The following is a 22787-nucleotide window of genomic DNA, read 5'->3' as shown; positions in this document are numbered from 1 at the left end:
CCGGCTCCTGCCGAGCGCCATCCTCGCCGCGGACCACCCCGCCCCGGCACGCGCCACGCCGCCCGGACCACCCGCCGGGCCCCGTCTCTCCCCCCCCCGCGTCCGTCCCCGGCCGCCCATGCCCCGCCCGCCCGGCAGGCCGCTTACGGAGCACTCCCGCCCGCTCGCACGCGACCACGGACGTCTCCGTGCGCGGCACGGCCGGTCAGCGGCTGCCGCCCGGGGGGTGGACGCTGAGGTCGCCGTAGGCCGACAGAACGGCGGCCAGGTCACCGGGTTCGTGCCGCAGGGTGCTGTCCAGGAAGGCGAGCGTGGCCGCGGCGACGACGTGCTGGCTCTCGGTGCGGCCCAGGGAGCCGGTGATGGACGGCACGGGCGGCAGGTACAGGGGGCCGTCCATGAAGGTGAGGTGCGCGGCGCCGGGGATGGTGAGCCGGTAGCTCGTCTCGGTGTTGAGCTTGAGGACCCTGGTGAGGCGGGGCAGGTACTGCGGGTCGGTGTCCGGGGTGATCTCCTGGGTGAGCGCGAGCGCCGGCTGGTGCAGTGAGCGTGAGGTGGGGTCGTAGGGATAGCCGTCCAGATCGATGACGGCGTCGAACCTGCGGTCCTGGCGGGCCGCCTGCAGTGCGGAACCGCCGCCTATGGAGTGGCCGGTCACCGCGACCCGGCCGGTGTCCAGACGCCCGGTCAGCGGGCCCGCGATCTCGCCCCGGTCCAGACGGTCCAGCTGAGTGAGGACGAAGCCGAGGTCGGCGGCTCGAACCGTCGCCCAGCCGACCCCCCGCTCCTCGTCCTTGTCCGGGTCGCCGGTGGAGGCGACCTGGGCGTCGACCGTCCGGCCGTCGGCGAGGACGACGGCGGCGGAGTCGTACGGGTGGTCGAGGGCAGCGACCACGTAGCCGTGGCTGGCCAGTTCCTCCGCCCAGGCGGTGTTCTGGGTGCGTACTCCGCCCAGCCCGGGAGAGAACAGCACGACCGGGAACCGCCCGCTCCCGCCGGCCACCGGAGCGTCGAAGACGGAATGGGTGTGGGCACGCGGGACGCCGTCGACCAGGAAACCGGGCAGGCCGACATGGCGGGCGAGGGCGTCGGAGACGGTGCGCGCCTCGTGCTCCGTGCGTCCGAGGTACCGGGCGCGTCGGGTGCCGGCGGGGCTGCTTCGCGCGGGGTACCAGAGCTGGACCACGACCGTGCGCCGGTCGTGCGGGTCGGCGGTGGCGGTCTCGGGGCGGTGCGGGTCGGTCCACTGCACCACGCGGGTGCCGACCGCGAAGCGGCCCGACGGTTCGGGGAACACGGGTACCGGAAACGCCCAGGCGGCCACCGGGCCCGTGGCGATCAGGCCGACGCAGGCCACCGACCCCGGCAACGCCAGCCACCACCGGGCCCGCCACGCCGTCCGGCCGGTACGCCGTCGCAGCAGGGGAGAGAAGGCGAACGGCGACGCGAGGGCAGCGCCTGCCAGTACCGGCAGCATCTGCCAGCGGATCCCCACCGCACTCAGCACGACCGCGGACGGCACGACAACCGCCCCCGCCGCGGTCGTGACGCGTGGGCGGGCAGCGGGGGGAAGCCAGCGCGCCACCACCAGCGCGACGGCACCCAGCAAGGCAAGGAATTCCAGGGGGGACATGTACAGCCCCGCGATGATCTCGGTCACCCGGCCATCCTCAGGGCGGGGCACGCGATGCCACATCGGTCCCGGGTCGCCGTCACATGCGACCGGAGTCGCGATCCGAGGCATGTCGCCGGTGCGACCCAGGGGGCATCCATGCCTCCCGCCCGTGCGACCGGAGTCGCAATCGGGCGCGCCAGGTGAACGGCCGCTTTGCGACCGTGGAAGGAAGCGGGACTCCTCCTGCGGTCGTACCTCGGCGCGGTGCCGTCAGACGGTGGACTCATGTGCTTCGCGAGCCCGCGGCCTACCGTGACAGAGCCGCGGTTCACGCCGGGGAGCGCGGGCGTGCGTACACCTCGTACCCGACCCGGCTCCGGCCGGACGCGGTGGTGGCCCTTGCCGGGGGCCACCGTGACGCTGAACCGACAGGGACGTGTGATGACCGAGGCGGCCGCACAGCCGGGCACCGCGCACCCGGTGCGCCACCGGGACCGCGCGCGGCGGAGGAGGACGGCCGAACGGCCGGCCGGGTACGCCGGTCCGGGCTCCGCGCGAGCGGCACGAGGGGGGAGAGCCGCCCGGCGCGCGGGCCTCCGGCTGCCGCCCATGGTGGGGGACTCGCTGGTGCCGGCGTTGCTCCTGCTCCACATCGTCACCACGCGCGCGCCGCGGGAGCTGCCCGTGGCGGTGGCCCTCACCGCCGCCCTCGCCCTGCCCCTGGTGTGGCGGCGCCGGGCCCCGCTCACGGTGTTCGGCGCCGTGGCAGCCGCGGCCTTCGTCCAGTGGCTGATGGACGTCCAACTCCCGGCGGACATCGCCCTGCTGGTGGCCCTGCACACGGTGGCCGCGAACTCGGGGCGGCGCCGCACGCTCGTCGCCGGTGCCGTCGTGGAGGCAGGCGCCCTGCTGGCCTGTCTGCGCTGGGCGGCGGAAGGCGCGTTCCCGGCCCTCTTCATCGCGGTGACCGCGATGGTCGTCGCCGCCGCCGTCCTGGGGGTGAACGTCCGGACCACGCGCGCCTATCTCGCGGCCGTGGAGGAGCGGGCCGCACGCCTGGAGCAGCAACAGGACCAGCAGGCGCGGCTGGCCGCCGCCGAGGAGAGGACGCGTATCACCCGGGAGATGCACGACATCGTCACCCACAACCTGTCCGTCATGGTCGCCCTCACCGACGCCGCCCTGTACGCGCAGCACCGGTCGCCCGGCAAGGCCACCACCGCGATGCTGCAGATCTCCGAGACGGGCCGGCAGGCCCTGACCGACATGCGGCGCTCGCTGGGCGTCCTGCGGACCGGTGAACCGGACGCGGAGCGCCATCCGGTGCCCGGCATCGCACAGCTGGAAACCCTCGCCGACCAGATGTGCGCCGCCGGGCTGCCGACCCGCCTCGAGGTCCGAGGCGGCCACGCGCACATTCCCGCCACCGCACAACTGACCGTCTACCGCCTGGTACAGGAAGCCTTGACCAACGCCCTCAAGCACACGCCCACCGGCACACACGCCAAGGTCCGGGTGGTGTGCTCGGCCGAGACCGTCGCCGTGGACGTCACCGACAGCGGCCCCTGCCTGCCGCTTCCCGCCGCCACACCATCCGGCCACGGCATCCACGGCATGCGCGAGCGCGCGGCCGCCTACGGGGGGAAGCTGGAGGCCGGACCGCTTCCGGGCGGTGGCTGGGGAGTCCGTACCCGCCTCTTCCTGGACAGCGGCGGAGCGGCCGCATGACGATCCGCATCCTGATCGCCGACGACGAAGCGCTGCTCCGCATGGCCTTCAGCACGGTCCTGGAGGCCCAGCCCGACATGGCACCGGTCGGCGAAGCCGCGGACGGCATGCAGGCCGTACGCCTCGCACGGGAGCTGCGCCCCGATGTCGTCCTCATGGACGTCCGGATGCCCGGGACCGACGGGATCGAGGCGACCCGGCAGGTCATCCGGGTCTCCCCGCCGAGCAGAGTGCTGATCCTGACCACCTTCGACCTGGATGAATACGCGTTCGCCGGACTCGGCGCCGGAGCCTCGGGCTTCCTGCTGAAAAACACCAGGCCCGAGGAACTGCTCACCGCGATACGCGGCGTGGCCGCGGGCGACGCGGTGGTCTCCCCGAGGATCACCCGCCGCCTGCTGGAGCACCTCCGCCCGCGCCTTCCCGACGGCAGCGGCACGGAACGCGACGAACGGCTGAGCCGGCTCAGCGCCCGGGAGCGCGAGGTGCTCGTCCAGGTGGGCCGCGGCCTGTCCAACACCGAGATCGCGGCCACCCTGTACCTCGCGGAGGCGACCGTGAAGTCCCACCTCGGGCGCATCCTGCAGAAGCTCGGACTCCGCGACCGTATCCAGGCCGTGGTCTTCGCCTACGAAAGCCGCCTCGTCCGCCCGGCATGACGCCGTCGCCCGGAGCCACCTCGGCGACCCCCTGTGACCTTCTCCCTTGCGGTCCTCGCCCCGCCCTGTGAGTCTCCCGTCGAACGATTTTCCGAAGAACTGTTATCGGGGCCGCGCCCGGCGGTCTCCCAGTCAGCGGACAGCATCGTTCGGCGTCGACGACAGGGAAGTTCTGATGAGGACACAGCACACGGTGGATCCGGCGGCACTGGTGAACGCCGCCCGAGCAGGCGACCCGGGGGCCCAGGACGCCCTGGTCAGCGCCTACCTGCCGTTGGTGTACAACATCGTGGGACGGGCCCTGAACGGTTCGGTCGACGTCGACGACGTGGTCCAGGAGACCATGCTGCGGGCCCTCGACTCGCTCGGTGACCTGCGGACCCCCGGGAGTTTCCGCTCCTGGCTCGTGGCCATCGCCATGAACCGGGTGCGGGCGCACTGGCAGGACCGGCAACTGGCCCCGGGCGCCGTGGAGGAGGCCGGTGACCTCGCCGATCCGGGCGCCGACTTCGTGGACCTGACCATCGTCCGGCTCCAGTTGTCCGGCCAGCGCCAGGAGACCGCGCGCGCCACCCGCTGGCTGGAGCCGGACGACCGTGAAGTGCTGTCGCTGTGGTGGCTGGAGTGCGCCGGCGAGCTGACCCGGGCGGAAGTGGCCGCGGCCCTGGGTGTGTCGCCGCAGCACACCGCCGTACGGGTGCAGCGGATGAAGGCGCGCCTGGAGGCGGCCCGGGTGGTCGTACGGGCACTCGACGCGCACCCCGCCTGCACGGAGCTGCGCGGTGTGCTCGCCTCCTGGGACGGGGTGCCGTCGGCCCTCTGGCGCAAGCGGATAGCCCGGCACGCCCGGGAGTGCGGCCGCTGCGGCGGCCTGTGGAGCGGTCTGCTGCCGGCGGAGGGTCTGCTGGCCGGGCTGGCCCTGATCGCGGCGTCGCCCGCGCTGCTCGCGACCACCCGGTCCGCGGCGGCCGGCATGACCGCGGCGGGCTCCTCCGCCCCCGTCCCGCCGGCGGACCCGCAGACCGCGTACCTGGCCTCCGACGGGGGCGCCGGATCCGGAACCGGCGCCCCGGTCGGGCTGCGGGCCGCCCGGCGTCGTACGGCGGCCCGGGGCGAGGCGCGGCGGCGCCGGCGGATACGGCGGCGGGCCGTCGGGGGCGCCGTGGTGGCGGCCTGTCTGACCGGCGGCGGGCTCTGGTACTTCGGCACCGGCACCGGCACCGGACCGGGGACCAAGGACACGACCGCGGCGAGTGCCGCCGACACGGCCGTCGTGGACCTCGCCGCACCCAGCGCCTCCCGGACCTCGGCGTCACCCTCGTCCTCGGCGTCCCCCTCGCCGTCCGCGTCGCGCGCGAAGAAGCCGGCCCCGTCCAAGAGCCCCCGCCCGGCGCGCACGAGCGGCACCCCCCGGCCCGAGCGGACCTCGCCCGCGGCCACGCCCGCCTCCCGGGCCCCGCAGCCCCAGGCGGCCCCCGCGGGCACCGTGGCGCAGGTGGTCGCGCTGGTGAACAAGGAGCGGGCCGCGGCCGGCTGCGGCCCGGTCACCGAGGACCCGCAGCTGGACCAGGCCGCGCGGGGCCTCTCCGACGACATGGCCGCCCGCGGCTTCTTCGACCACACGGACCCGGACGGCAACGGCCCCGGCGAGCGCATCACCGCGGCCGGCTACCGCTGGTCCACGTACGGGGAGAACATCGCCCGGGGCCAGCAGACCCCGCAGGCGGTGATGGACTCCTGGATGAACAGCCCCGGCCACCGCGCGAACATCCTCAACTGCTCGTTCAAGAACATCGGCGTGGGCGTCCACAACGGCCCCGGCGGCCCGTGGTGGACCCAGGACTTCGGCGCCAGGATGTGAGCCGCCGCCCCGGGCGGGCCGTCACGGCCGCGCGCCCTCGCCGGGGAGCGGGCCGCCGGGCCGCACCGCCGCCGGAGCGCTGCCCGGGGTGTGCCCGAACGTGCGCCGGAAGACCTCGATGAACGCGCTCGCGGAGGACCAGCCGCAGCGGTGCGCCACCGTCGTCACCGGCGTCCCCCCGGCCAGCAGGACCAGCGCGTGGTGCAGCCGCACCTGGGTGCGCCACTGCGGGAACGTCATGCCGAGCTCGCGGCGGAACAGCCGGGAGAGGGTGCGGTCGCTCGCCCCGACCTCCCGGCCCAGCTCCGCCAGCGTGCGGCCGTCGGCCGGATCGGCGCGCAGGATGTCGCCCAGCGCGCGCAGCACGGGCGACGCGGGCGCCGGCACGTGCAGCGGCTGCTGGGGCGAGGCGCGCAGCTCGTCCAGCAGCACCGCGCGCAGCCGCGCCCGCCGCGCACCGCCGTCCGCCGGGGCACGGGTGTAGGCGACGATCAGTTCGCGCAGCAGCGGACCGACGGCGAGCACGGTCGGCGCGTCCAGGCCGAGCGGGTTCTCGGTCGCGGGCAGCCCCACCAGGTGCAGGTCGAGGGCGCCGTGCGCCTGGTGGGCGTGGACGGTGCCGGCCGGTACCCAGATGGCGCGGTCGGCCGGGGCGATCCAGGACCCCGCGTCGGTGGTGACGGCCAGCACGCCGCGGCGGGCGTAGACGATCTGGTGGTCGTCGTGCCGGTGGGCGGCTATCCCCGCGCCGGAGGCCAGCCGCCGGGTGCGGGTGGGCGCGACCGGGTCGTGGCGGATCTGCGACATCATGTGGCAGCTTATCGAAAGCGCGTCAGCCGGGCCGGACCGGAGCATGGCCGGGTGCGAAGAAAAGCATCCCTCACCCTGCTGTCCGTCGGGCACGCCTGCGTCGACGTCTACCAGGGCGCCGTGGCGTCCCTGGTCCCCTTCCTCGTCGCCGAGCGCGCCTACGGCTACGCCGCCGCCTCGGGCGTCGTACTGGCCGCCGCCCTGCTCTCCTCGGTGGCGCAGCCGCTGTTCGGCGCGCTCACCGACCGCCGCGCGGTCCCCTGGCTGCTGCCGGCCGCCACGCTGCTGGCCGGGCTGGGCATCGCGCTGAGCGGAAGCAGCGGCTCGTACGCGCTCACGCTGGCCTGTGTGGCGGTGTCCGGCGTCGGCGTGGCCGCCTACCATCCCGAGTCCGCCCGCGTCGCCCGGCTGGCCGGCGGGGGCAGCCACAGCGCCATGGCCTGGTTCTCGCTGGGCGGCAACGTGGGCTTCGCGCTGGCCCCGCTCCTGGTGACGGCCGTCGTGGGCACCGGCGGACTGCACTGGACGCCGCTGCTGGCGCTGCCCGCGCTCGCCGGTGCGGCGCTGACCAGCACCGTCCTGCGCGCACCCGGTCCGCGGCAGCGGCCGCGCGCCACGACGGCGGCGGCCGGCGCCGACGACCGGGCGTCCTTCCTGAGGCTGACGCTGGCCGTGGTGTGCCGCTCGGTGGTCTTCACCGGTCTGGGCGGCTTCCTGTCCCTGTACGCCGCGCAGCGTCTGGGCGGCGGTACGGCAGCCGGTACGGCCGCCCTGTTCGTGCTCTATCTGGGCGGCGCGGCCGGTTCGGTGCTGGGCGGCCGGCTGGCCGGGCGCTGGGACCGGGTCACGGTGTGCCGCTGGTCGTACCTGCTGTCCGTGGCGGCGGTGGCGGGCGTGGTCCTCGTCCCCGGGCCCGCCCTCTACCTGTGCGTGGCCCTGACCTCCGCGGGACTGTACGTCCCCTTCTCGCTCCAGGTCACGCTCGCCCAGGACTACCTGCCCTCACGGATCGGCACCGCCGGCGGCGTCACCCTCGGCCTGACCGTGAGCATCGGCGGACTGACGAGCCCCCTCATCGGCGCCCTCGCCGACGCCACGTCGCTGCGTACCGCCCTGACCCCCCTGGTGCTGATGCCGGCGCTGAGCTGGCTGCTGTTCCGCACCCTGCCCGAACCAGCGGCCCCGGACGCCCCCGCGGTCCCGTCTCCCGGGCCCACGCGGCGGCCGGAGCCCGCAGGCCCGGCCGCCGCGCACCCGGAGACGGGCGCCGTCACTCGTTCTGGAAGACGGCCTTGCTGACCTCGGCGGGGTTCTCGAACTTCTTCTTGCCGAGGTGGGAGATCCGCTCGGTGATCTCCTTGGGCGCGCGATTGCCCTCGGCGACCTTCCGAAGCTGCTCGGAATCGGCCGGGTACTCCGCGCCGGACAGGGCTTTCTGCAGATCAGGTGGGGTGATACCCGCCATGGTTCCTCCAGGCGGTGAGATGGTGCCGGATCATGTGGCCGGCGCCGCATGCTGCGCCGGACTGGTCAGGTACCCATCCGACGGAAGCGGATTCAGGGATTTCGCCCGCCGGCGGTCCCGGGCGGTGATGGGTCCCGCGGCGCAGGGGTACTCGGGTCCCCGCAACAGGCACGGCACGCGTCTGAGAGGACCCCATGAGCGAGAGCACCCCCAGCCAGGCCGAGGGCGAGCCCGCGGCGGACGCCCCCGAGGAGGAGCAGCCGCCCCGTACCACTCCGTCGCAGGCGGAGGGCGCCGACCCCGACGACGAGAACGCGGACGAGGACGACGCGTAGGAGGGCGTCATGAGCACGGCACACACCAGCGTCCCCGAGGTGCTGGACGCGCTGAGGGACGTGACCTATCCCGCCGACAAGGACCGGCTGGTCTCGGCCGCACGGGAGGCCGGGGCCTCGGAGGAGGTCGTCAAGGCCCTGCGCGGCATGCCCGCCGAGGAGTACGCAGGCGACCCGGAGGTGGCCAGGTCGGTCCGGGTCGATCCGGAATCGGACCTCGGCCTCGACGACGCACAGCGGGCGGAACAGTCCCGGCACGGTGGCAAGCCCGGGCTCTCCCAGCACCTGCGGGAGGAGCCGAAGACCCCGATCCACGAGGAGTTCGACCGCTGAGCGGCGGACGCCCGGCACCGTTCCCCGGCCGCCTTGACGCCCCCTGGGCGCCGACCTAGCGTGATCGCACACGTCCGGACGGCCAGGGCAGGGGGCTCGGCGATGACCTCTCCGTACGAGTCCCCGGACGGCGCGGTCACCGGCCGCCCGCTCCAGGTGGAGACGCACGGGCTCGACGTCATCGCGGACGCGGAGCGGCGGGGCACGCCGCGCGGTCTGTTCTGGCCCTGGTTCGGGGCCAACGTCTCCGTCCTCGGCCTGAGTTACGGGGCCTTCGCGCTCGGCTTCGGCATCTCCTTCCGGCAGGCCCTCGCCGCCGGCGTGCTGGGCATCGTCGCGTCGTTCCTGCTGTGCGGCCTCGTCGCGGTCGCCGGCAAGCGCGGCTCGGCACCCACCATGGTCCTCAGCCGGGCCGCGTACGGCGTGCGCGGCAACCGGCTGCCGTCCGTCGTCTCCTGGCTGCTCACCGTCGGCTGGGAGACCGTGCTCATCGCGCTCGCCACGATGGCGACCGCGACCGTCTTCGGCCGCCTCGGCCGGGGCGGCGGCACGGAGACCGAGGTGGTCGGCCTGGTGGTGGTGGCCGCGCTGACCGTCGTCGGCGGTGTCATGGGCTTCGACCTGATCATGCGGCTCCAGACCTGGATCACCCTGGTCACGGGCGTGCTCACGATCGTCTACATCGCCCTGGTCGCCGACCACGTCCACGTCGGCACGGTGGCGGACATCCCGGCGGGCTCGGCGCAGGAGTTCGTCGGCGCGCTGGTGTTCATGATGACCGGCTTCGGCCTCGGCTGGGTCAACGCGGCCGCCGACTACTCCCGCTACCTGCCGCGCGGTTCGTCCGGCAGGGGCGTGGTCGGCTGGACCGCTTTCGGCGCCTCCCTGGCACCGCTGGTCCTGCTGGTCTTCGGCCTGCTGCTGGCCGGTTCCTCCGAGCAGCTCGCCACGGCGATCGCGGCCGACCCCATCGGCGCGCTGACGACGCTCCTGCCGACCTGGTTCCTGGTGCCGTTCGCCGTGGTCGCCGTCCTCGGGCTGGTCGGCGGCGCCGTCCTCGACATCTACTCCTCCGGGCTGGCCCTGCTCTCGGCCGGCCTGCGCGTGCCGCGCTATCTGGCCGCGCTCTTCGACGGTGTCCTGATGATCGCCGGCGCGGTCTACATCGTGTTCTTCGCCGACGACTTCCTCGGCCAGTTCATGGGCTTCCTCACCACGCTCGGCGTGCCCATCGCGGCCTGGGCCGGCGTCATGCTCGCCGACCTGGCCCTGCGCCGGCGCGACTACGACGAGGGCGACCTGTACCGCCCGCACGGCCGCTACGGCGACGTCCCCCTCCTCCCGCTGTCGCTCACCCTCGCCGCCACGGCCGTCGGCTGGGGCCTGGTCACCAACACCGCGGCCGACTGGCTGACCTGGCAGGGCTACCTGCTGCAACCCCTGGGCCTCGGCGGCCGGACCGGCGCCTGGGCGTACGCCAACCTGGGCGTGCTGGCCGCCCTGGCGCTCGCCTTCCTCGGCACGCTGCTGCTGGGCCGGCGCCGGATCCGCGAGCAGGAGGCCCAGCCCCCCGGCCCGGTGCCCGGTGAAGAGATGCCGAACCGATGAGCGCGGGACACCTCGCCGGCGGCGCCCGCGCCCACCCGGCGAAGACCGGGGCTTGCCCGGCGCATGCCCCGCACCCCACCGGGTACGCGAGGCGGAGCATGCCCGGGCACAGCCCGCCCGGGCGGCCCGTACGACCGCCGCTACCTGGGGATCTGCCATGGAGACACCCGCACACGACCACCTGCCGACGCCCGCCCAGCAGGCACTGGACGCGCTGGCCGTGAACGCCGAGGACCAGTCCGCCCTGGACACTCTCGCGCACAGTGACGTACTCGTCCCGGTGCCCGACGACGCGGTGGACGGGGAGGGCGCCGACGCCACGACGGTGGCGCTGCCCGTCCTCGAACAGCCGGGGGGCGACCCGGTCGTCCCGGTGTTCACCTCCGAGGGCGAGATGGCGGAACTGCTGCCGTTCGTCTCGCGCTACCGCCTGATCCCGCTCGGCGCGCTCGCCGCGCAGTGGCCCGAGGAGGACCTCTCCCTCGCCATCGACGGCAGCTCCGCCCACGGGCTGACTCTCACGTCCCAGGGCGTGCGCACCCTGCTGGCCAGGTGATCCGGCGCCCCCGAAGACGCCCCTGGCGGGCGGCCGACGACCGTACGCGCGAGGACGATCCGTACGTGCGAGGACGATCTGTACGTGCGAGGACGATCCGTACGCGCCAGGGCGGACCGCCGCACGACGACGGCCGGAACTGCTCCCCGGCACCGGTAGTACCGGCCCTCCCGGAGGGAAAGTCCCACCGGGAGACAGGTCCGGGTGAGCAAGAAGGAGCGATGGCCGTGAGGGTCGTCCTGCTGGGCACCGCCGCCGGGGGCGGCTTCCCGCAGTGGAACTGCGCGTGCGCGCTGTGCACCGCCGCCCGGGAGGGCAAACTGCCGTCCCGGGCGCAGGAGTGCGTCGCCGTCACCGGCAACGGCCGTGACTGGTGGCTGCTGAACGCCTCCCCCGACCTGCGCGCACAGCTGGCCGGCACGCCGGCCCTGTGGCCCGGGCCCGGCCCCCGGGAGACCCCGTTGCGCGGAGTGCTCCTCACCGACGCCGAGGCCGACCACGTGACAGGCCTGAGCGAGCTGCGCGGCGCGGCCGGGCTGAAGGTCTACGCCGCGCCCCCGGTACGCGCCGTCCTCGCCCCCCTCCGCGCCGCGCTGGACCGCTACGCGCCCTGGGAGTGGGCCGACAGCCTGGCGGACGGCGGCTTCGTCCTGGCCGGGGGCCTCGTCGTGACCGCCCACCCGATGGGCGCGAGGATCCCGGCGTACGTTCCGGCGCAGGCGCCCGCGCCCACGGGTCCGTGGGTGACGGCCTACCGCGTCGAGGACCTGGCCAGCGGGGGAGTGCTGGTGTACGCGCCGAGTGTCGGCGCCTGGAGCCACGCCCTGGAGGAGCTCTGCGCCGGGGCCGACTGCGTGCTGCTGGACGGCACGTTCTTCGCGGCCGACGAGATGGGCACGGCGGTGCGCTCCGGCGCCGGGCAGGCCGCCCTGGGCCATCTGCCGGTCACCGGTCCGGCCGGCACCCTGGCCGCGCTGGCCCGCCACCCCGGCGTACGGCGGGTCTACACCCACCTCAACAACACCAACCCGCTGCTGGACCCCGCTTCCCCCGCACGCGCCCGGATCGCCGAGCACGGCGTCGAGGTCCTGTCGGACGGCTCCGAGCTGGTGCTCTAGGGCAACGGGTGATCCAGCGGCCGGGACGCCCCCTGGTCCTCCTGCTCCGCGAGCATGCGCTCCAGCACGGCCCGCTGCAGGGGCAGTACCTCGGCGTACAGCCCGCGGCCCTTGTCGGTGAGCGCGACCCAGACCCCGCGCCGGTCCTCCGCGCACACCGAGCGCTCCACCAGTCCGTCCTTCTCCAGCCGGCCGATCAGCCGGGACAGGGCGCTCTGGCTGAGATGGACCCGGCCGACGAGGTTCTGCACCCGGCACTGGTCGCCCTCCCCGGGCGACTCGGAGGCCAGGATGTCCAGCACCTCGAAGTCGCTCGCGCCCAGCCCGTGGGGGTGCAGCGCGCGGTCGATCTCGCACATCGTGCGCGCGTGGACCGCGAGGATGCCCCGCCACCGTTCCTCGAGCCGGCTGCCGGCCGTCTTGACTGCCATAACCGCACCGTAGCACCGAACCGGCCAATCGTTGAGTGTGCAACTAGTGGCCGGGCCGGGGCGACCGGAGAGGCTCAGGCGGCCGGATCCTGGAGCAGCCCCACCAGGTTGCCGTCGGCGTCCTTCACGGAGGCGATCAGCCGGCCGTTGCCGACGTCCCGCACGTCCTGGAGCACCTCCGCGCCGGCCTGAAGCAGAGCCGCGAGCCGCTCCCGGAGATCGGTGACGTGCCAGAACGGCACCGGTCCGGTCATGCCCTGCGCATGCCCGTTCGGGTCGAGAGCGACATCCTGCCCGGCGGCCTTGAAACCGACGTAGTAGGGCTCGTCGACGTACGGCTCGACTCCCAGCAGGGCGGTGAACAGGGCCCTCGCCCGCTCCCGGTCCTTGACGGGGTAGACGATCGTCTGGAGGCCGGCGGTCATGGGACTCACTCCTTCTGAGGTGCGTGGCCCGACGGGGTTCCCCGTCGGTGCTCCCACGCTAGGACCGGGGAGCCCGCCGCGGCTTCTTCGATCCTGACCGGTTGCGGACGCCCCGCGCGTCACGCGGAAGGCGACCGGAAGCGGCAGCGGGAGCAGCCGAGCGTGCCGAGCACGGCGACCGGGGCGGGCCACGCGCCGCCCGGACGCGCCGGCACGAACTGAGTAGCCGTACTCATGCCCGGGCGCCGCCCGCGCCCGAGACTGCACCCATGCAGCCGACTTTCCACACAAGAAGCCGTGCACGGCGCGCAGTTGGGACCGCCCGGGTCCGCGGCCGCGCCGTGCCGCTCGCCCTGTGCGCCCTGGTCCTCGCCGCCTGCGGCACCGACCGGGCGGAGGGCGACCCGCAGGGAGCCGATGCCGCCGGCAGCCGTCCCGTGGCCGCGCGCACGCAGTCCGAGGGCCCGGACTTCGTCGCGTTCATGGAACTGCTGGACTCGCTCGCCGAGCCGTGTGTGCCGCAGCCGCCCGCCACCGCGTCACCGGAGCCGTCCGAGACCGGCGCACCGCGGACCGCCCCCACCCCCCTGCCCTCGCTCCCCGGCGGCCCGCCCCCGGACACCGGCGCAACGCCCGCGAACCCTCGCGAGGAGGTACCGCTCAGCGCGGTCGAGAAGTGCGAGGGGCGGGTCCACGCCCGCCGGATCACCGACGCCCTGGAGAAGACGCCCGACCCCACACCCGATCAGGTCCGGGACGCACTGCGCCGCCTCGGCTATGTCGACGAGCGCGTCGAAGGCCCCCGGATGGCGGGCGCGTCCGTGACGTTCACCCTCGACCTGCGGGTCATGGGCGGCCAGCTGTGCCTGGACGGCACCGTCACCGGCGACCGCACCACCGTCGCGGCGTACGGCGCCACGCCGCAGGTCAAGTGCCAGACCGTGCGCCTCGGCGCACCGGACGTCACGTCGAGTCGCGCTTGACCAGCTCCGTCGGCAGGATCACCGCCGCCGGGTCCTCACCACCGATCTGGGCGAGCAGCACCCGCACCATCTCGGTGCTGATCCGGTCCCACGGCTGCCGGATGGTGGTCAGCGCCGGCGTGGCGGCGGTCGCCGCCGGCGAGTCGTCGAAGCCGCCGACGGCGATGTCGTCCGGCACCCGCTTCCCGGCCCGGTGCAGGGCCGCCAGCACGCCCTGCGCCATCAGGTCGGAGGCGACGAACACGGCGTCCACGTCCGGGGCCTGCGCCAGCAGCCGCTCCGCACCCGCCTCACCGCTGGCCCGGCTGTAGTCGCCGGAGACGATGAGCCGCTCGTCGGCCGCGATGCCCGCCTCGGCGAGCACCTCACGGTAGCCGGCGAGCCGCTCCACACCGCCGGGGGTGTCCAGCGGGCCGGTGACGACGCCGATCCGGCGCCGGCCCAGCGACAGCAGGTGCCGGACCATGTCCCGGGCGCCGTCCCGGTCGTCGGCGGCCACGTAACTCACCTTCGAGCCCAGCCCGATCGGCTTCCCGCAGGCCACCAGCGGCACCCCCGCCGCCCGCAGCTCCTCGGCGACCGGGTCCCCGGAGTGGCTGGAGACCAGCAGCACCCCGTCGACATGCCCGGCGGTGATGTACCGCGTGATCCGGCGCCGCTCGTCCTGCGTGCCCGCCAGCATCAGCAGCAGCGGAACGTCGTGCGCGGCCAGCGCCTGGGTGCAGCCGCGCAGCAGGACGTTGAAGTTCGGGTCCTCGAAGAACCGCTCCTGCGGCTCGGTCAGCAGGAAGCCCACGGAGTCCGAGCGGCCGGTGATCAGGGAGCGCGCGTGCCGGTTCACGACATACCCGGTCCTGCGGATGGCGGCGTTGACCGCTTCCTGGGCGGCGGGGCTGACGTAGTGCCCGCCGTTGAGCACGCGCGAGACGGTGCCGCGCGAGACGCCTGCCTCGCGCGCCACGTCGTGGATCGTCGGCGGTCTGCGCCGGCCCCCCGTATTGCTCATGGTCATGACTTTACGGCTCCGGACAGCAGATCCAGACTCCAGAAGCGCTGGATGACCAGGAACAGGGCGATCAGCGGGAGCACCGCCAGGAACGCGCCCGTGATGACCAGGGTGTACAGCGCCGGGGTGTTCGAGCCCTGCTCCAGCAGCGTGTACAGACCCAGCGTGAGCGGGAACTTCTCGTCGTCGCTGAGCATGATGTACGGCAGCAGGAAGTTGTTCCAGATCGCGACGAACTGGAACAGGAACACCGTGACCATGCCGGGGATCATCATCGGCAGCGCGATCCGGGTGAAGATCCGCCACTCGCCCGCCCCGTCCATCCGCCCGGCCTCCACCACGTCGGCCGGCACGGCGGCGGACGCGTAGATCCGGGCGAGGTAGACGCCGTACGGGGAGAGGATCTGCGGCAGCAGCACGGACAGGTGGGAGTCCGTGAGGTCCGCCTTCGCCAGCAGCAGGTACTGCGGGATCGCGAGGATCACCGGCGGCATCAGCACGCCGGCCAGCAGCACGTTGAACATCGTCTCGCGGCCCCTGAAGCGGTACGTCGCGAGCGCGTACCCGCTGACCGCGGACACGGCCGTGGAGAGCAGGGCGCCGAGACCCGCGTACAGCGCGGAGTTGCCCATCCACGTCCAGTAGACGCCGCCCCGGTAGGCGTCGAGGTCCGCGAGGTTGTCGGCGAAGCCGGTGCCGGGCAGGAAGGTGAAGGTGGAGAACAGCTCGCGCCCGGACTTGGTGGACGCGATCACCACCCAGGCGACCGGCAGCAGGGTGTAGACCGCGCCGAACAGCAGGGTGAGCGTCGGGATCAGCGCGATCCGGCGGCGCATGGGGGTCCCCCCGCCGGAGGCAGGGGGAGGGCCCTGCGCCGTACCCGGGGTGGTGCCGGCGGCCGGGGCGGCCTTGCGGACGGCAAGGGTGCTCATCCCGCTGCCTCCTCCTTGTTGCGACGGTTCGCGGCCTTCAGGAACGCGAAGGACAGCACCAGGGTGGCCAGCGCGATCAGGGTCGCCTCGGCGGCGGCGGCGTAGATGTCACCGCGGCGGAAGGCGTCCTGGTACACCTTCATCAGCGGACTCCAGCTCGTGTTGACGGAGTTGGTGAGCGGCTTCAGGGTCGTCGGCTCGTTGAACACCTGCAGCGTCGCGATGATCGAGAAGAAGAAGGTCAGCACCAGCGAGGGCGCCACCATCGGGATCTTGATCCGCAGCGCGATCTGCAGCGGGGTCGCGCCGTCCAGCTTCGCCGCCTCGTGGACCTCGGCCGGGATGGACCGCAGCGAGGTGTAGATGACGATCATGTTGAACCCGGTGCCGCCCCAGACCGCGATGTTCGACAGGGCGAGGTAGAGCGGACCGCCGTCCAGCAGGTCCGGCTGCGGCAGGCCCAGCTCGTCGAGCACGAAGTAGAACGGGCTGACGTCCGGCAGGTACAGGAAGCCCCACATCAGCGCCGCGACCACGCCCGGGATGGCGTACGGCAGGAAGATCGCGAGCCGGGTGAACGGCGCGAGCCGCACCTTGTCGGAGTCCAGCATCAGCGCGAACAGCAGCGCGAGGCCGAGCATCACCGGGACGACGATGCAGCCGTAGCCGAGCACGCGCAGCGCGCCGTCCAGCAGTTCGCTGTCCTGGAGGGCGGCCCGGTAGTTCTCGAAGCCGGCCCAGACCTCGCTGCGCGCCCCCGCGCCCAGGCCGAGGCCGGACACGTGCGCCTTGCGGAAGCTCAGCCAGATGGCGTACCCGATGGGCAGGGCGAAGAAGAGGGCGAACAGGAGCGCGGCGGGCAGGAGGAAGAGGTAGGGCGCGCTGCGCGCTCGTTCGAGGGTGGTGGGAGACGGGTGGGCGTCCGGGGCCCCCTCGGCCCCGGACGCCTTCCGGCTCTGCGTGCTGGTCACCGGGAGACTCCGAAGCCCTGCTTCTTCATGTCGGCGACCGTGGCCTCCTGCACCTCGTGCAGGGCGGCGGCGAAGTCCGACTTGTTCTTGGCGGCGGCGCCGAAGGCGTCGTTGAAGGTCGCGTAGGCGACGTTCACGTTCGGGCCCCACGCCGAGGGCGCCGTGGTCTTCGCGATGCCGGCGGCCTTGGTGTAGAAGTCCGGCTGGTTGGAGAAGAACGCCGGCGGGTTGGAGAACGCGCCGCTCAGCTGGGCGGAGGTGGAGGCCGGGTAGATGCCGCCCTCCTTCGCCAGCGCGTTGAGGGCGTCGTGGTCGGTGTTCAGCCAGGCCGCGAAGGCGGCCGCGGCCTCCTGGTGCGCGGAGTCGGTGGTGACGGCCGTGGACGAGCCGCCCCAGCTGCCGGTGACGTCCTGGTCCAGCGACCACTGGGGGAGCGGGGCCATGGCCCACTTGCCCTTGGTGTCCGGCGCGGCCGTCGTCAGTGTGCCCGGCGCCCACACGGCGCTGACCCAGGCGATCTCCTTGCCCGTGTTCAACGCCTTGTTCCAGGCCGGCTGGTACATGGGCTGGTTGTCGATGACCCCCTCCTTGACCAGCCCGCCCCAGAACCTGGCGACCTTCCGGGTGGCCGCGTCGTCGATGGAGACCTTCCACTTGTCCCCGGAGGTGGTCCACCACTTGGCGCCGGCCTGCTGGGCCAGACCCGCGAAGAGGCCGGAGTCGCTGGCCGAGAACGTGGTCAGGGACTTGTCCGGTGCCTTCTTCTTCAGCGCGCGGGCCGTCTCGGCGAACTGCTCCCAGGTGGCGGGGACCTTCAGGCCGTACTTCTCGAACAGGTCCTCGCGGTAGTAGAACATCATCGGGCCGATGTCCTGCGGCACCGCGTAGACCGCGTCCGTGCCGAGCGTGGTCTGCTGCCAGACGCCCTCGGCGAACTTGCCCTTCACGTCGCCGACTTCCCCGGATATGTCGGCCAGCGCGTCGTTGCTGACCAGGGTCGGCAGCGCCTGGTACTCGGCCTGCACCAGGTCCGGGGCCTTCTTCGCCTTGTGCGCGGTGAGGATCTTGGTGACCAGCGTGTCGCCGGACGCCTGCTTCTTCACCGTGACGGTGATCTGTCGCTTCTTGCCCGGCCCCTCGTTCCACAGGTCGACGACCTTGTCCATGCCGGGTGTCCAGGTCCAGTACGTCAGCGACACCGGCCCCGACCCGGCCTCGCTGTCGTCGGAGCCGCAGGCGGCGAGGGCGGTGGCGCCGAGCGAGACGGCGACGGCGGTTGTCACGAGGCGGCGGCGCTTCGTGTGCGGCATGGTTTCTCCCCTGACCTGGGTCCCCGCCCGCTGCGGGAACCTGCCATGCAGATGTGCACGATCACATGACCCGGGTGCTCTCCAGCCGGGAGCCCCTGCCATGCTTCTGTGAGCGTTCACAGTAGAGAAACATCCCGGACACTTGTCAATGGTTGTTGCTGTGCGGTTATGTTGGGATCGCATCGCCAATGCTGTGTGTGCACGTTCCCAAATGATCGATTCGCGGGAGAGACCATGCCGGACACCAGCCCCAGGGGCCTCACCAGGCTCGCCTTCGGCGGGGACTACAACCCGGAGCAGTGGCCGGAAGACGTCTGGCAGGAGGACGTCCGGCTGATGCGCGAGGCCGGCGTCACGATGGTGAGCGTCGGGATCTTCTCCTGGGCCCTGCTGGAGCCGGCGCCGGGCGCGTACGACTTCGGCTGGCTCGACCGGGTTCTCGACCTGCTGCACGCGGCCGGCATCCGGGTCGACCTCGGCACGCCCACGGTGGCGCCGCCCGCCTGGTTCTACCGGGCGCACCCCGAGGCGCTGCCGGTCACGGCCGAGGGGATGCGCTACGAGTTCGGCTCACGCGGGGCCATCTGCCACAGCAACGCCCACTACCGCGCCGCCGCCGCGGCCGTCACCACCCGGCTCGCCGAGCACTACGGCGACCATCCGGCCCTCGCGATGTGGCACGTGCACAACGAGTACGGCGTCCCGGTCTCGGCCTGCTACTGCGACTCCTGCGCCGCCCACTTCCGCCGCTGGCTCGCCGGCACCTACGGCACGGTCGACGCGGTCAACGAGGCCTGGGGCACAGCCTTCTGGGGCCAGCGCTACACGGACTTCGCACAGATCAACCCGCCCCGGGCCACCCCGACCGTCGGCAACCCGGGCCAGGCCCTGGACTACCGGCGGTTCGCCGACGCCACCATCCGGGAGAACTTCCGCGCCGAACGGGACATCCTGCACCGCCTCTCCCCGGGCGTCCCGGTCACCACCAACTTCATGACCGCCCTCAGCCAGTGCGACTCCATGGACTACTGGGCCTGGGGCCGCGAGGTCGACCTCGTCACCAACGACCACTACCTGATCACCGACGGCCGCCGCACCCACGTCAACCTCGCGATGGCCGCCGACCTCACCCGCTCGGTCGCCGGCGGTGCCCCCTGGCTGCTGCTGGAGCACTCCACCTCCGGCGTCAACTGGCAGCCGCGCAACCCGGCCAAGGCGCCGGGCCAGATGGCCCGCAACTCCCTCGCGCACGTGGCGCGCGGCTCCGAGGGCGCGATGTTCTTCCAGTGGCGCCAGTCCCGGCGCGGCGCCGAGAAGTTCCACTCGGCGATGCTGCCGCACGGCGGCACCGGGACCCGCGTGTGGCGCGAGGTGGTCGAACTCGGAGCCGTCGTCGACGCGCTGGGCGAGATCCGCGGCACCCGCACCCGGGCCGACGCGGCCATGCTGTGGGACTGGCAGTCCTGGTGGGCGCAGAACCTCGCCTGGCGCCCCAGCGAGGACCACGACCCGCGCGAGCGCGCCGACTCCTTCTACGAGACCCTCTACGACCGCCACCTCACGGTCGACTTCGCCCACCCGGAAGCCGACCTGTCGGCCTATCCCCTCGTGGTCGTGCCCGCCCTGTACCTGATGACACGGGCCGCGAGGGACAACGTCCGCGCGTACGTGGAGAACGGCGGCACGCTCGTGGCGTCGTACTTCTCCGGCATCGTGGACGAGCACGACGCCGTCCACGACGGGGCCTACCCGGGCGCGCTGCGGGACGTCCTCGGCCTGACCGTCGAGGAGTTCTCCCCGCTGCTGCGCGACGAGCGGGTACGGCTGACCGGTCCGGACGCCACCGAGCTGACCGGCGACGTGTGGACGGAGTTCGTCGTCCCGCGCGGCGCCGAGACCGTGTGGACGTACGCCGACGGGCTCACCGCGGGCCGGCCGGCCGTCACCCGGCACCGGTTCGGGCGCGGCACCGCCTGGTACGTCTCCACCCGCCTCGCCGCCCAGGGCCTGGACGCGGTGATCGGGCGGGCGGCCGACGACGCCGGGCTCGCCCCGCGCGCGGACCTGCCGCGCGACGTCGAGGTCGTGCACCGCCTCGGCGCGTCGGGGACCTACCTGTTCGTCATCAACCACACCGCCGCCGACACCAAGGTGCCACTGGACACGCCCGGCACCGAGCTGCTGACCGGCGAACGCGCCGCGGGCCGCCTGGCGGTCCCCGCGGGAGCCGTCCGGGTCGTCCGACTCGACGGCTGAGCCGACCCCCCTCCGCCCGCGTGTGCCACGAGAGCCGTGGGCGGAGGGGCCCTCCTCCGGCCCCGCCGGAGGCCCCTCCCCAGTTACGTCGAAGGGACGACGGACGATGAAGTTCCATCCCGGACGCACCATCAGAGCCCTGCTGCCGCCGCTCGCGGCCGGGCTCGCCCTCACCGCCCTGCCCGCCCAGAGCGCCCAGGCCGCGACCACCCTCGCCAACGGCGGCTTCGAGTCCGACGGTACCGGCGCGGCCGTGCCCACCGGCTGGTCCGAGTACGGCGACACCGGCGCCTCGTTCACCGAGTCCGGCGGGCACGGCGGGAGTTACCGCCTCACCCACTACGCGTCGTCCGCCTACAAGGTGGAGACGTACCAGTACTTGTCCGGACTGGCCAACGGAAACTACACGCTGACCGCGTGGGTCCGCTCCGGCGGCGGGCAGAACGCGGCGTACATGGCGCTCAAGAACTGCGGCGGTACCGAACAGCGCACGGATCTGCCGATCTCGTCCACGGGGTGGATACGGATCGTCACGCCGGTCAAGGTGAGCAACAACCAGTGCACCATCAGCGTCAACAGTGACGCCAACGCCGGCAACTGGATCAATGTTGACGACCTCACCCTCACTTCCGGCACCACGGGTACATCCATCCACGGCGCCGACATCTCCTCCCTCGCCAAGAGCGAGGCCAAGGGCGGCGTCTACCGGACCGGCTCCGGCGCCACCGGCGACGCGGTCTCCATCCTGAAGTCGTCCGGCATGAACTACGCGCGGCTGAAGGTGTGGGTGAACCCGGCCGACGGCTTCAACGACAAGGCACACGTCCTCGCGACGGCCAAGCGCGTCAAGGCGCAGGGCATGAAGCTGCTGGTGGACTTCCACTACTCGGACAGCTGGGCCGATCCCGGCCAGCAGACCAAGCCGGCCGCTTGGATGGGCCATACATACAGTCAACTCAAGACGGACGTGTACAACCACACGTACGACGTCTTGAGTGCCTTGAAGGCTCAAGGCACCACCGCCGACATGGTCCAGGTGGGCAATGAGATCAATGGCGGCATGCTCTGGTCCGAAGGGTCGACGGACAACTGGAGCCAGCTCGCAGGGCTGATCAACTCCGGCTACGACGCCGTCAAGGCGGTCAACTCGTCCACCCCCGTCGCGCTGCACCTGGCCAAGGGCGGGGACAAGGCCGGCACCGAGTGGTGGTTCGACAACGCCGTCGCCAAGGGGGTGAGGTTCGACGCGATCGGGCTGTCGTACTACGGCTACTGGCACGGACCGCTCTCCGACTTCCAGGCCACCCTGGACGACGCGGCGGCCCGTTACGGCAAGCCGGTGTTCGTCGCCGAGACCGCCTACCCCTTCCGCCTGGACAGCGACGACCCGCTCACCAACCAGATCGACACCGGCGGCGAGCTCGTCCCCGGCTACCCGGCGACCGTGGCCGGGCAGACCAAGTGGATGAAGGACGTGACGAGCATCGTGGAGGCCGTTCCGAACGGCCGCGGTCTCGGCGTCTTCTACTGGGAGGCCACCTGGACCGCCGTCACCGGCAACGGCTGGGACCCGGCCGACCCCGGCTCCGGCAACGGCTGGGAGAACCAGGCCCTGTTCGGCTACGACGACAAGGCGCTCTCCTCCATGACGTGGTTCAGCCACCGCTGAGCCTCGCCTGCGCCGCCTGGTTCAGCCATCGCCGGGCTGCGCCTGCACGACGTGGTCCAGCCGGCACCGGCCCGCGCCCTGCATGACGTGGTCCGGCCACGATGGAGCTCCCGCGTACCGGGCCCGGTCGCACGCCGCGACCGGGCCCTCGCCGTGTTCCCGGGGCGCCGGCATCGTTCATCGGTCGCACGGCCGTTCGGTACCGGACAAGCGGGAGCGAGTCCGGGACGTGACCGCGTCGCCGCCGCCACAGTGGGAACACTGCGTACGAGGAGGCCGGGGACGGAGGGCGGACGGATGACGGGAACTCCCTCGGGCCGGATGCGGCAGACCATCCTGGACTGGCTCAAGGACCCGGACGTCCACTTCCCGGACGCGCGCCACCGCGACCCCCGCGACCCCGGCGTCACGGCGCGGGCGCTCGCCGCCAAGCTCGGCGTGCCCCGCCGGACCGCCGTCACCCACCTCGACTTCCTCACCCGCCTCGGTGTCCTGCGCACCCGCCGGGTCCGCTGCCGCACCTATTACCGCCGCGACGAGGTCCGTATCGCCGAGGTGGCCCGGATGTTCGAGAAGGGGTGGTGACACGGCCGGGCCGCGGGCCGGCGGCTCCGGCGGAGGGCCACCCCGGCGGTGCGGGACACCGCCGTCCGCCGCCCCCTGCCCGCCGTCCGCCGCCCCGCCCGGGGCCCGCCGCCCGCGGGGCCGGGCGCACG

General features: G+C 73.2%; 22 protein-coding genes. 13 read left to right on the top strand and 9 right to left on the bottom strand.

Features of this window, described 5'->3' with window-relative positions; all coding sequences use genetic code 11:
- Positions 1-205 precede the first annotated feature (205 nt).
- Positions 206-1696 carry a hypothetical protein gene (locus ABZ576_RS13240; protein WP_360739472.1) on the bottom strand — a complete coding sequence of 497 codons (1491 nt, stop codon included), beginning with the start codon at positions 1694-1696 and terminating at the stop codon, positions 206-208.
- A gap of 528 nt (positions 1697-2224) precedes the next feature.
- Here ABZ576_RS13240 and ABZ576_RS13235 point away from each other — a divergent pair.
- The 3 genes from ABZ576_RS13235 to ABZ576_RS13225 all read left to right on the top strand — a co-directional run bounded on the left by ABZ576_RS13235 (position 2225) and on the right by ABZ576_RS13225 (position 5863).
- On the top strand, positions 2225-3343 hold the full coding sequence (locus ABZ576_RS13235) for a histidine kinase (RefSeq protein ID WP_360739470.1): 1119 nt from the start codon (positions 2225-2227) through the stop codon (positions 3341-3343).
- Positions 3340-4002: a response regulator transcription factor gene (locus tag ABZ576_RS13230; protein WP_360739469.1), complete on the top strand. Its 663-nt coding sequence runs from the start codon at positions 3340-3342 to the stop codon at positions 4000-4002. The genes ABZ576_RS13235 and ABZ576_RS13230 overlap by 4 nt, the downstream gene beginning before the upstream one ends.
- A gap of 175 nt (positions 4003-4177) precedes the next feature.
- Positions 4178-5863 (top strand): sigma-70 family RNA polymerase sigma factor, encoded by a 1686-nt coding sequence (locus ABZ576_RS13225; protein ID WP_360739468.1) that lies wholly within the window; start codon positions 4178-4180, stop codon positions 5861-5863.
- Between the two features lie 21 nt (positions 5864-5884).
- On the opposite strand, the gene ABZ576_RS13220 is transcribed toward ABZ576_RS13225, so the two are convergent.
- Entirely contained in the window at positions 5885-6670 is a 786-nt protein-coding gene (locus tag ABZ576_RS13220; protein ID WP_360739600.1) for a helix-turn-helix transcriptional regulator, read from the bottom strand.
- A gap of 54 nt (positions 6671-6724) precedes the next feature.
- On the opposite strand from ABZ576_RS13220, the gene ABZ576_RS13215 reads away from it, so the two are divergent.
- Positions 6725-7972 carry an MFS transporter gene (locus ABZ576_RS13215; RefSeq protein ID WP_360739467.1) on the top strand — a complete coding sequence of 416 codons (1248 nt, stop codon included), beginning with the start codon at positions 6725-6727 and terminating at the stop codon, positions 7970-7972.
- Here ABZ576_RS13215 and ABZ576_RS13210 read toward each other — a convergent pair.
- Entirely contained in the window at positions 7944-8138 is a 195-nt protein-coding gene (locus tag ABZ576_RS13210) for a DUF2795 domain-containing protein (RefSeq protein ID WP_360739466.1), read from the bottom strand. The two genes, ABZ576_RS13215 and ABZ576_RS13210, sit on opposite strands and share 29 nt — an antisense overlap.
- A gap of 194 nt (positions 8139-8332) precedes the next feature.
- Between ABZ576_RS13210 and ABZ576_RS13205 the strand changes: the two genes are divergently transcribed.
- The 5 genes from ABZ576_RS13205 (at position 8333) to pqqB (ending at position 12088) form a co-directional block, all read left to right on the top strand.
- Entirely contained in the window at positions 8333-8473 is a 141-nt protein-coding gene (locus tag ABZ576_RS13205) for a hypothetical protein (protein ID WP_360739465.1), read from the top strand.
- A 9-nt stretch (positions 8474-8482) separates the two neighbouring features.
- On the top strand, positions 8483-8806 hold the full coding sequence (locus tag ABZ576_RS13200) for a DUF2795 domain-containing protein (protein ID WP_360739464.1): 324 nt from the start codon (positions 8483-8485) through the stop codon (positions 8804-8806).
- Positions 8807-8908: 102 nt separating this feature from the next.
- Positions 8909-10414 carry a cytosine permease gene (locus ABZ576_RS13195; protein WP_360739462.1) on the top strand — a complete coding sequence of 502 codons (1506 nt, stop codon included), beginning with the start codon at positions 8909-8911 and terminating at the stop codon, positions 10412-10414.
- Positions 10415-10571: 157 nt separating this feature from the next.
- On the top strand, positions 10572-10970 hold the full coding sequence (locus ABZ576_RS13190) for an SseB family protein (protein ID WP_360739461.1): 399 nt from the start codon (positions 10572-10574) through the stop codon (positions 10968-10970).
- Between the two features lie 221 nt (positions 10971-11191).
- Entirely contained in the window at positions 11192-12088 is an 897-nt protein-coding gene (gene pqqB, locus ABZ576_RS13185; RefSeq protein WP_360739459.1) for a pyrroloquinoline quinone biosynthesis protein PqqB, read from the top strand.
- Here pqqB and ABZ576_RS13180 read toward each other — a convergent pair.
- A complete protein-coding gene (locus ABZ576_RS13180) occupies positions 12085-12519 on the bottom strand; it encodes a MarR family transcriptional regulator (protein ID WP_360739458.1) in 435 nt (144 codons plus the stop codon). The two genes, pqqB and ABZ576_RS13180, sit on opposite strands and share 4 nt — an antisense overlap.
- A gap of 74 nt (positions 12520-12593) precedes the next feature.
- A complete protein-coding gene (locus tag ABZ576_RS13175) occupies positions 12594-12944 on the bottom strand; it encodes a VOC family protein (protein ID WP_360739456.1) in 351 nt (116 codons plus the stop codon).
- Between the two features lie 269 nt (positions 12945-13213).
- On the opposite strand from ABZ576_RS13175, the gene ABZ576_RS13170 reads away from it, so the two are divergent.
- Entirely contained in the window at positions 13214-13927 is a 714-nt protein-coding gene (locus tag ABZ576_RS13170; protein WP_360739454.1) for a hypothetical protein, read from the top strand.
- Here ABZ576_RS13170 and ABZ576_RS13165 read toward each other — a convergent pair.
- The 4 genes from ABZ576_RS13165 to ABZ576_RS13150 form a co-directional block, all read right to left on the bottom strand.
- Positions 13908-14939, bottom strand: a complete 1032-nt coding sequence (locus ABZ576_RS13165; protein WP_360739452.1) for a LacI family DNA-binding transcriptional regulator — start codon at positions 14937-14939, stop codon at positions 13908-13910. The two genes, ABZ576_RS13170 and ABZ576_RS13165, sit on opposite strands and share 20 nt — an antisense overlap.
- Positions 14936-15865, bottom strand: coding sequence for a carbohydrate ABC transporter permease (locus ABZ576_RS13160; protein WP_360739451.1), 930 nt, complete (start codon positions 15863-15865; stop codon positions 14936-14938). Before ABZ576_RS13160 ends, ABZ576_RS13165 begins: the two co-directional genes overlap by 4 nt.
- On the bottom strand, positions 15862-16728 hold the full coding sequence (locus tag ABZ576_RS13155; RefSeq protein ID WP_360739599.1) for a sugar ABC transporter permease: 867 nt from the start codon (positions 16726-16728) through the stop codon (positions 15862-15864). The genes ABZ576_RS13160 and ABZ576_RS13155 overlap by 4 nt, the downstream gene beginning before the upstream one ends.
- A 104-nt stretch (positions 16729-16832) precedes the next feature.
- Positions 16833-18146 carry an extracellular solute-binding protein gene (locus ABZ576_RS13150; protein WP_360739449.1) on the bottom strand — a complete coding sequence of 438 codons (1314 nt, stop codon included), beginning with the start codon at positions 18144-18146 and terminating at the stop codon, positions 16833-16835.
- A 234-nt stretch (positions 18147-18380) separates the two neighbouring features.
- Between ABZ576_RS13150 and ABZ576_RS13145 the strand changes: the two genes are divergently transcribed.
- The 3 genes from ABZ576_RS13145 to ABZ576_RS13135 all read left to right on the top strand — a co-directional run bounded on the left by ABZ576_RS13145 (position 18381) and on the right by ABZ576_RS13135 (position 22656).
- Complete coding sequence (locus tag ABZ576_RS13145; RefSeq protein ID WP_360739448.1) at positions 18381-20402, top strand: beta-galactosidase; 2022 nt, start codon at positions 18381-18383, stop codon at positions 20400-20402.
- A 106-nt stretch (positions 20403-20508) separates the two neighbouring features.
- Positions 20509-22071: a glycosyl hydrolase 53 family protein gene (locus tag ABZ576_RS13140; RefSeq protein ID WP_360739446.1), complete on the top strand. Its 1563-nt coding sequence runs from the start codon at positions 20509-20511 to the stop codon at positions 22069-22071.
- Positions 22072-22368: 297 nt separating this feature from the next.
- Positions 22369-22656 carry a helix-turn-helix domain-containing protein gene (locus ABZ576_RS13135; RefSeq protein ID WP_360739445.1) on the top strand — a complete coding sequence of 96 codons (288 nt, stop codon included), beginning with the start codon at positions 22369-22371 and terminating at the stop codon, positions 22654-22656.
- The last annotated feature ends 131 nt before the right edge of the window (positions 22657-22787 follow it).

The organism is Streptomyces sp. NPDC013455 (assembly GCF_040632975.1).
Classification (GTDB): domain Bacteria; phylum Actinomycetota; class Actinomycetes; order Streptomycetales; family Streptomycetaceae; genus Streptomyces.
This window is presented reverse-complemented; position numbering and strand designations above follow the sequence as displayed.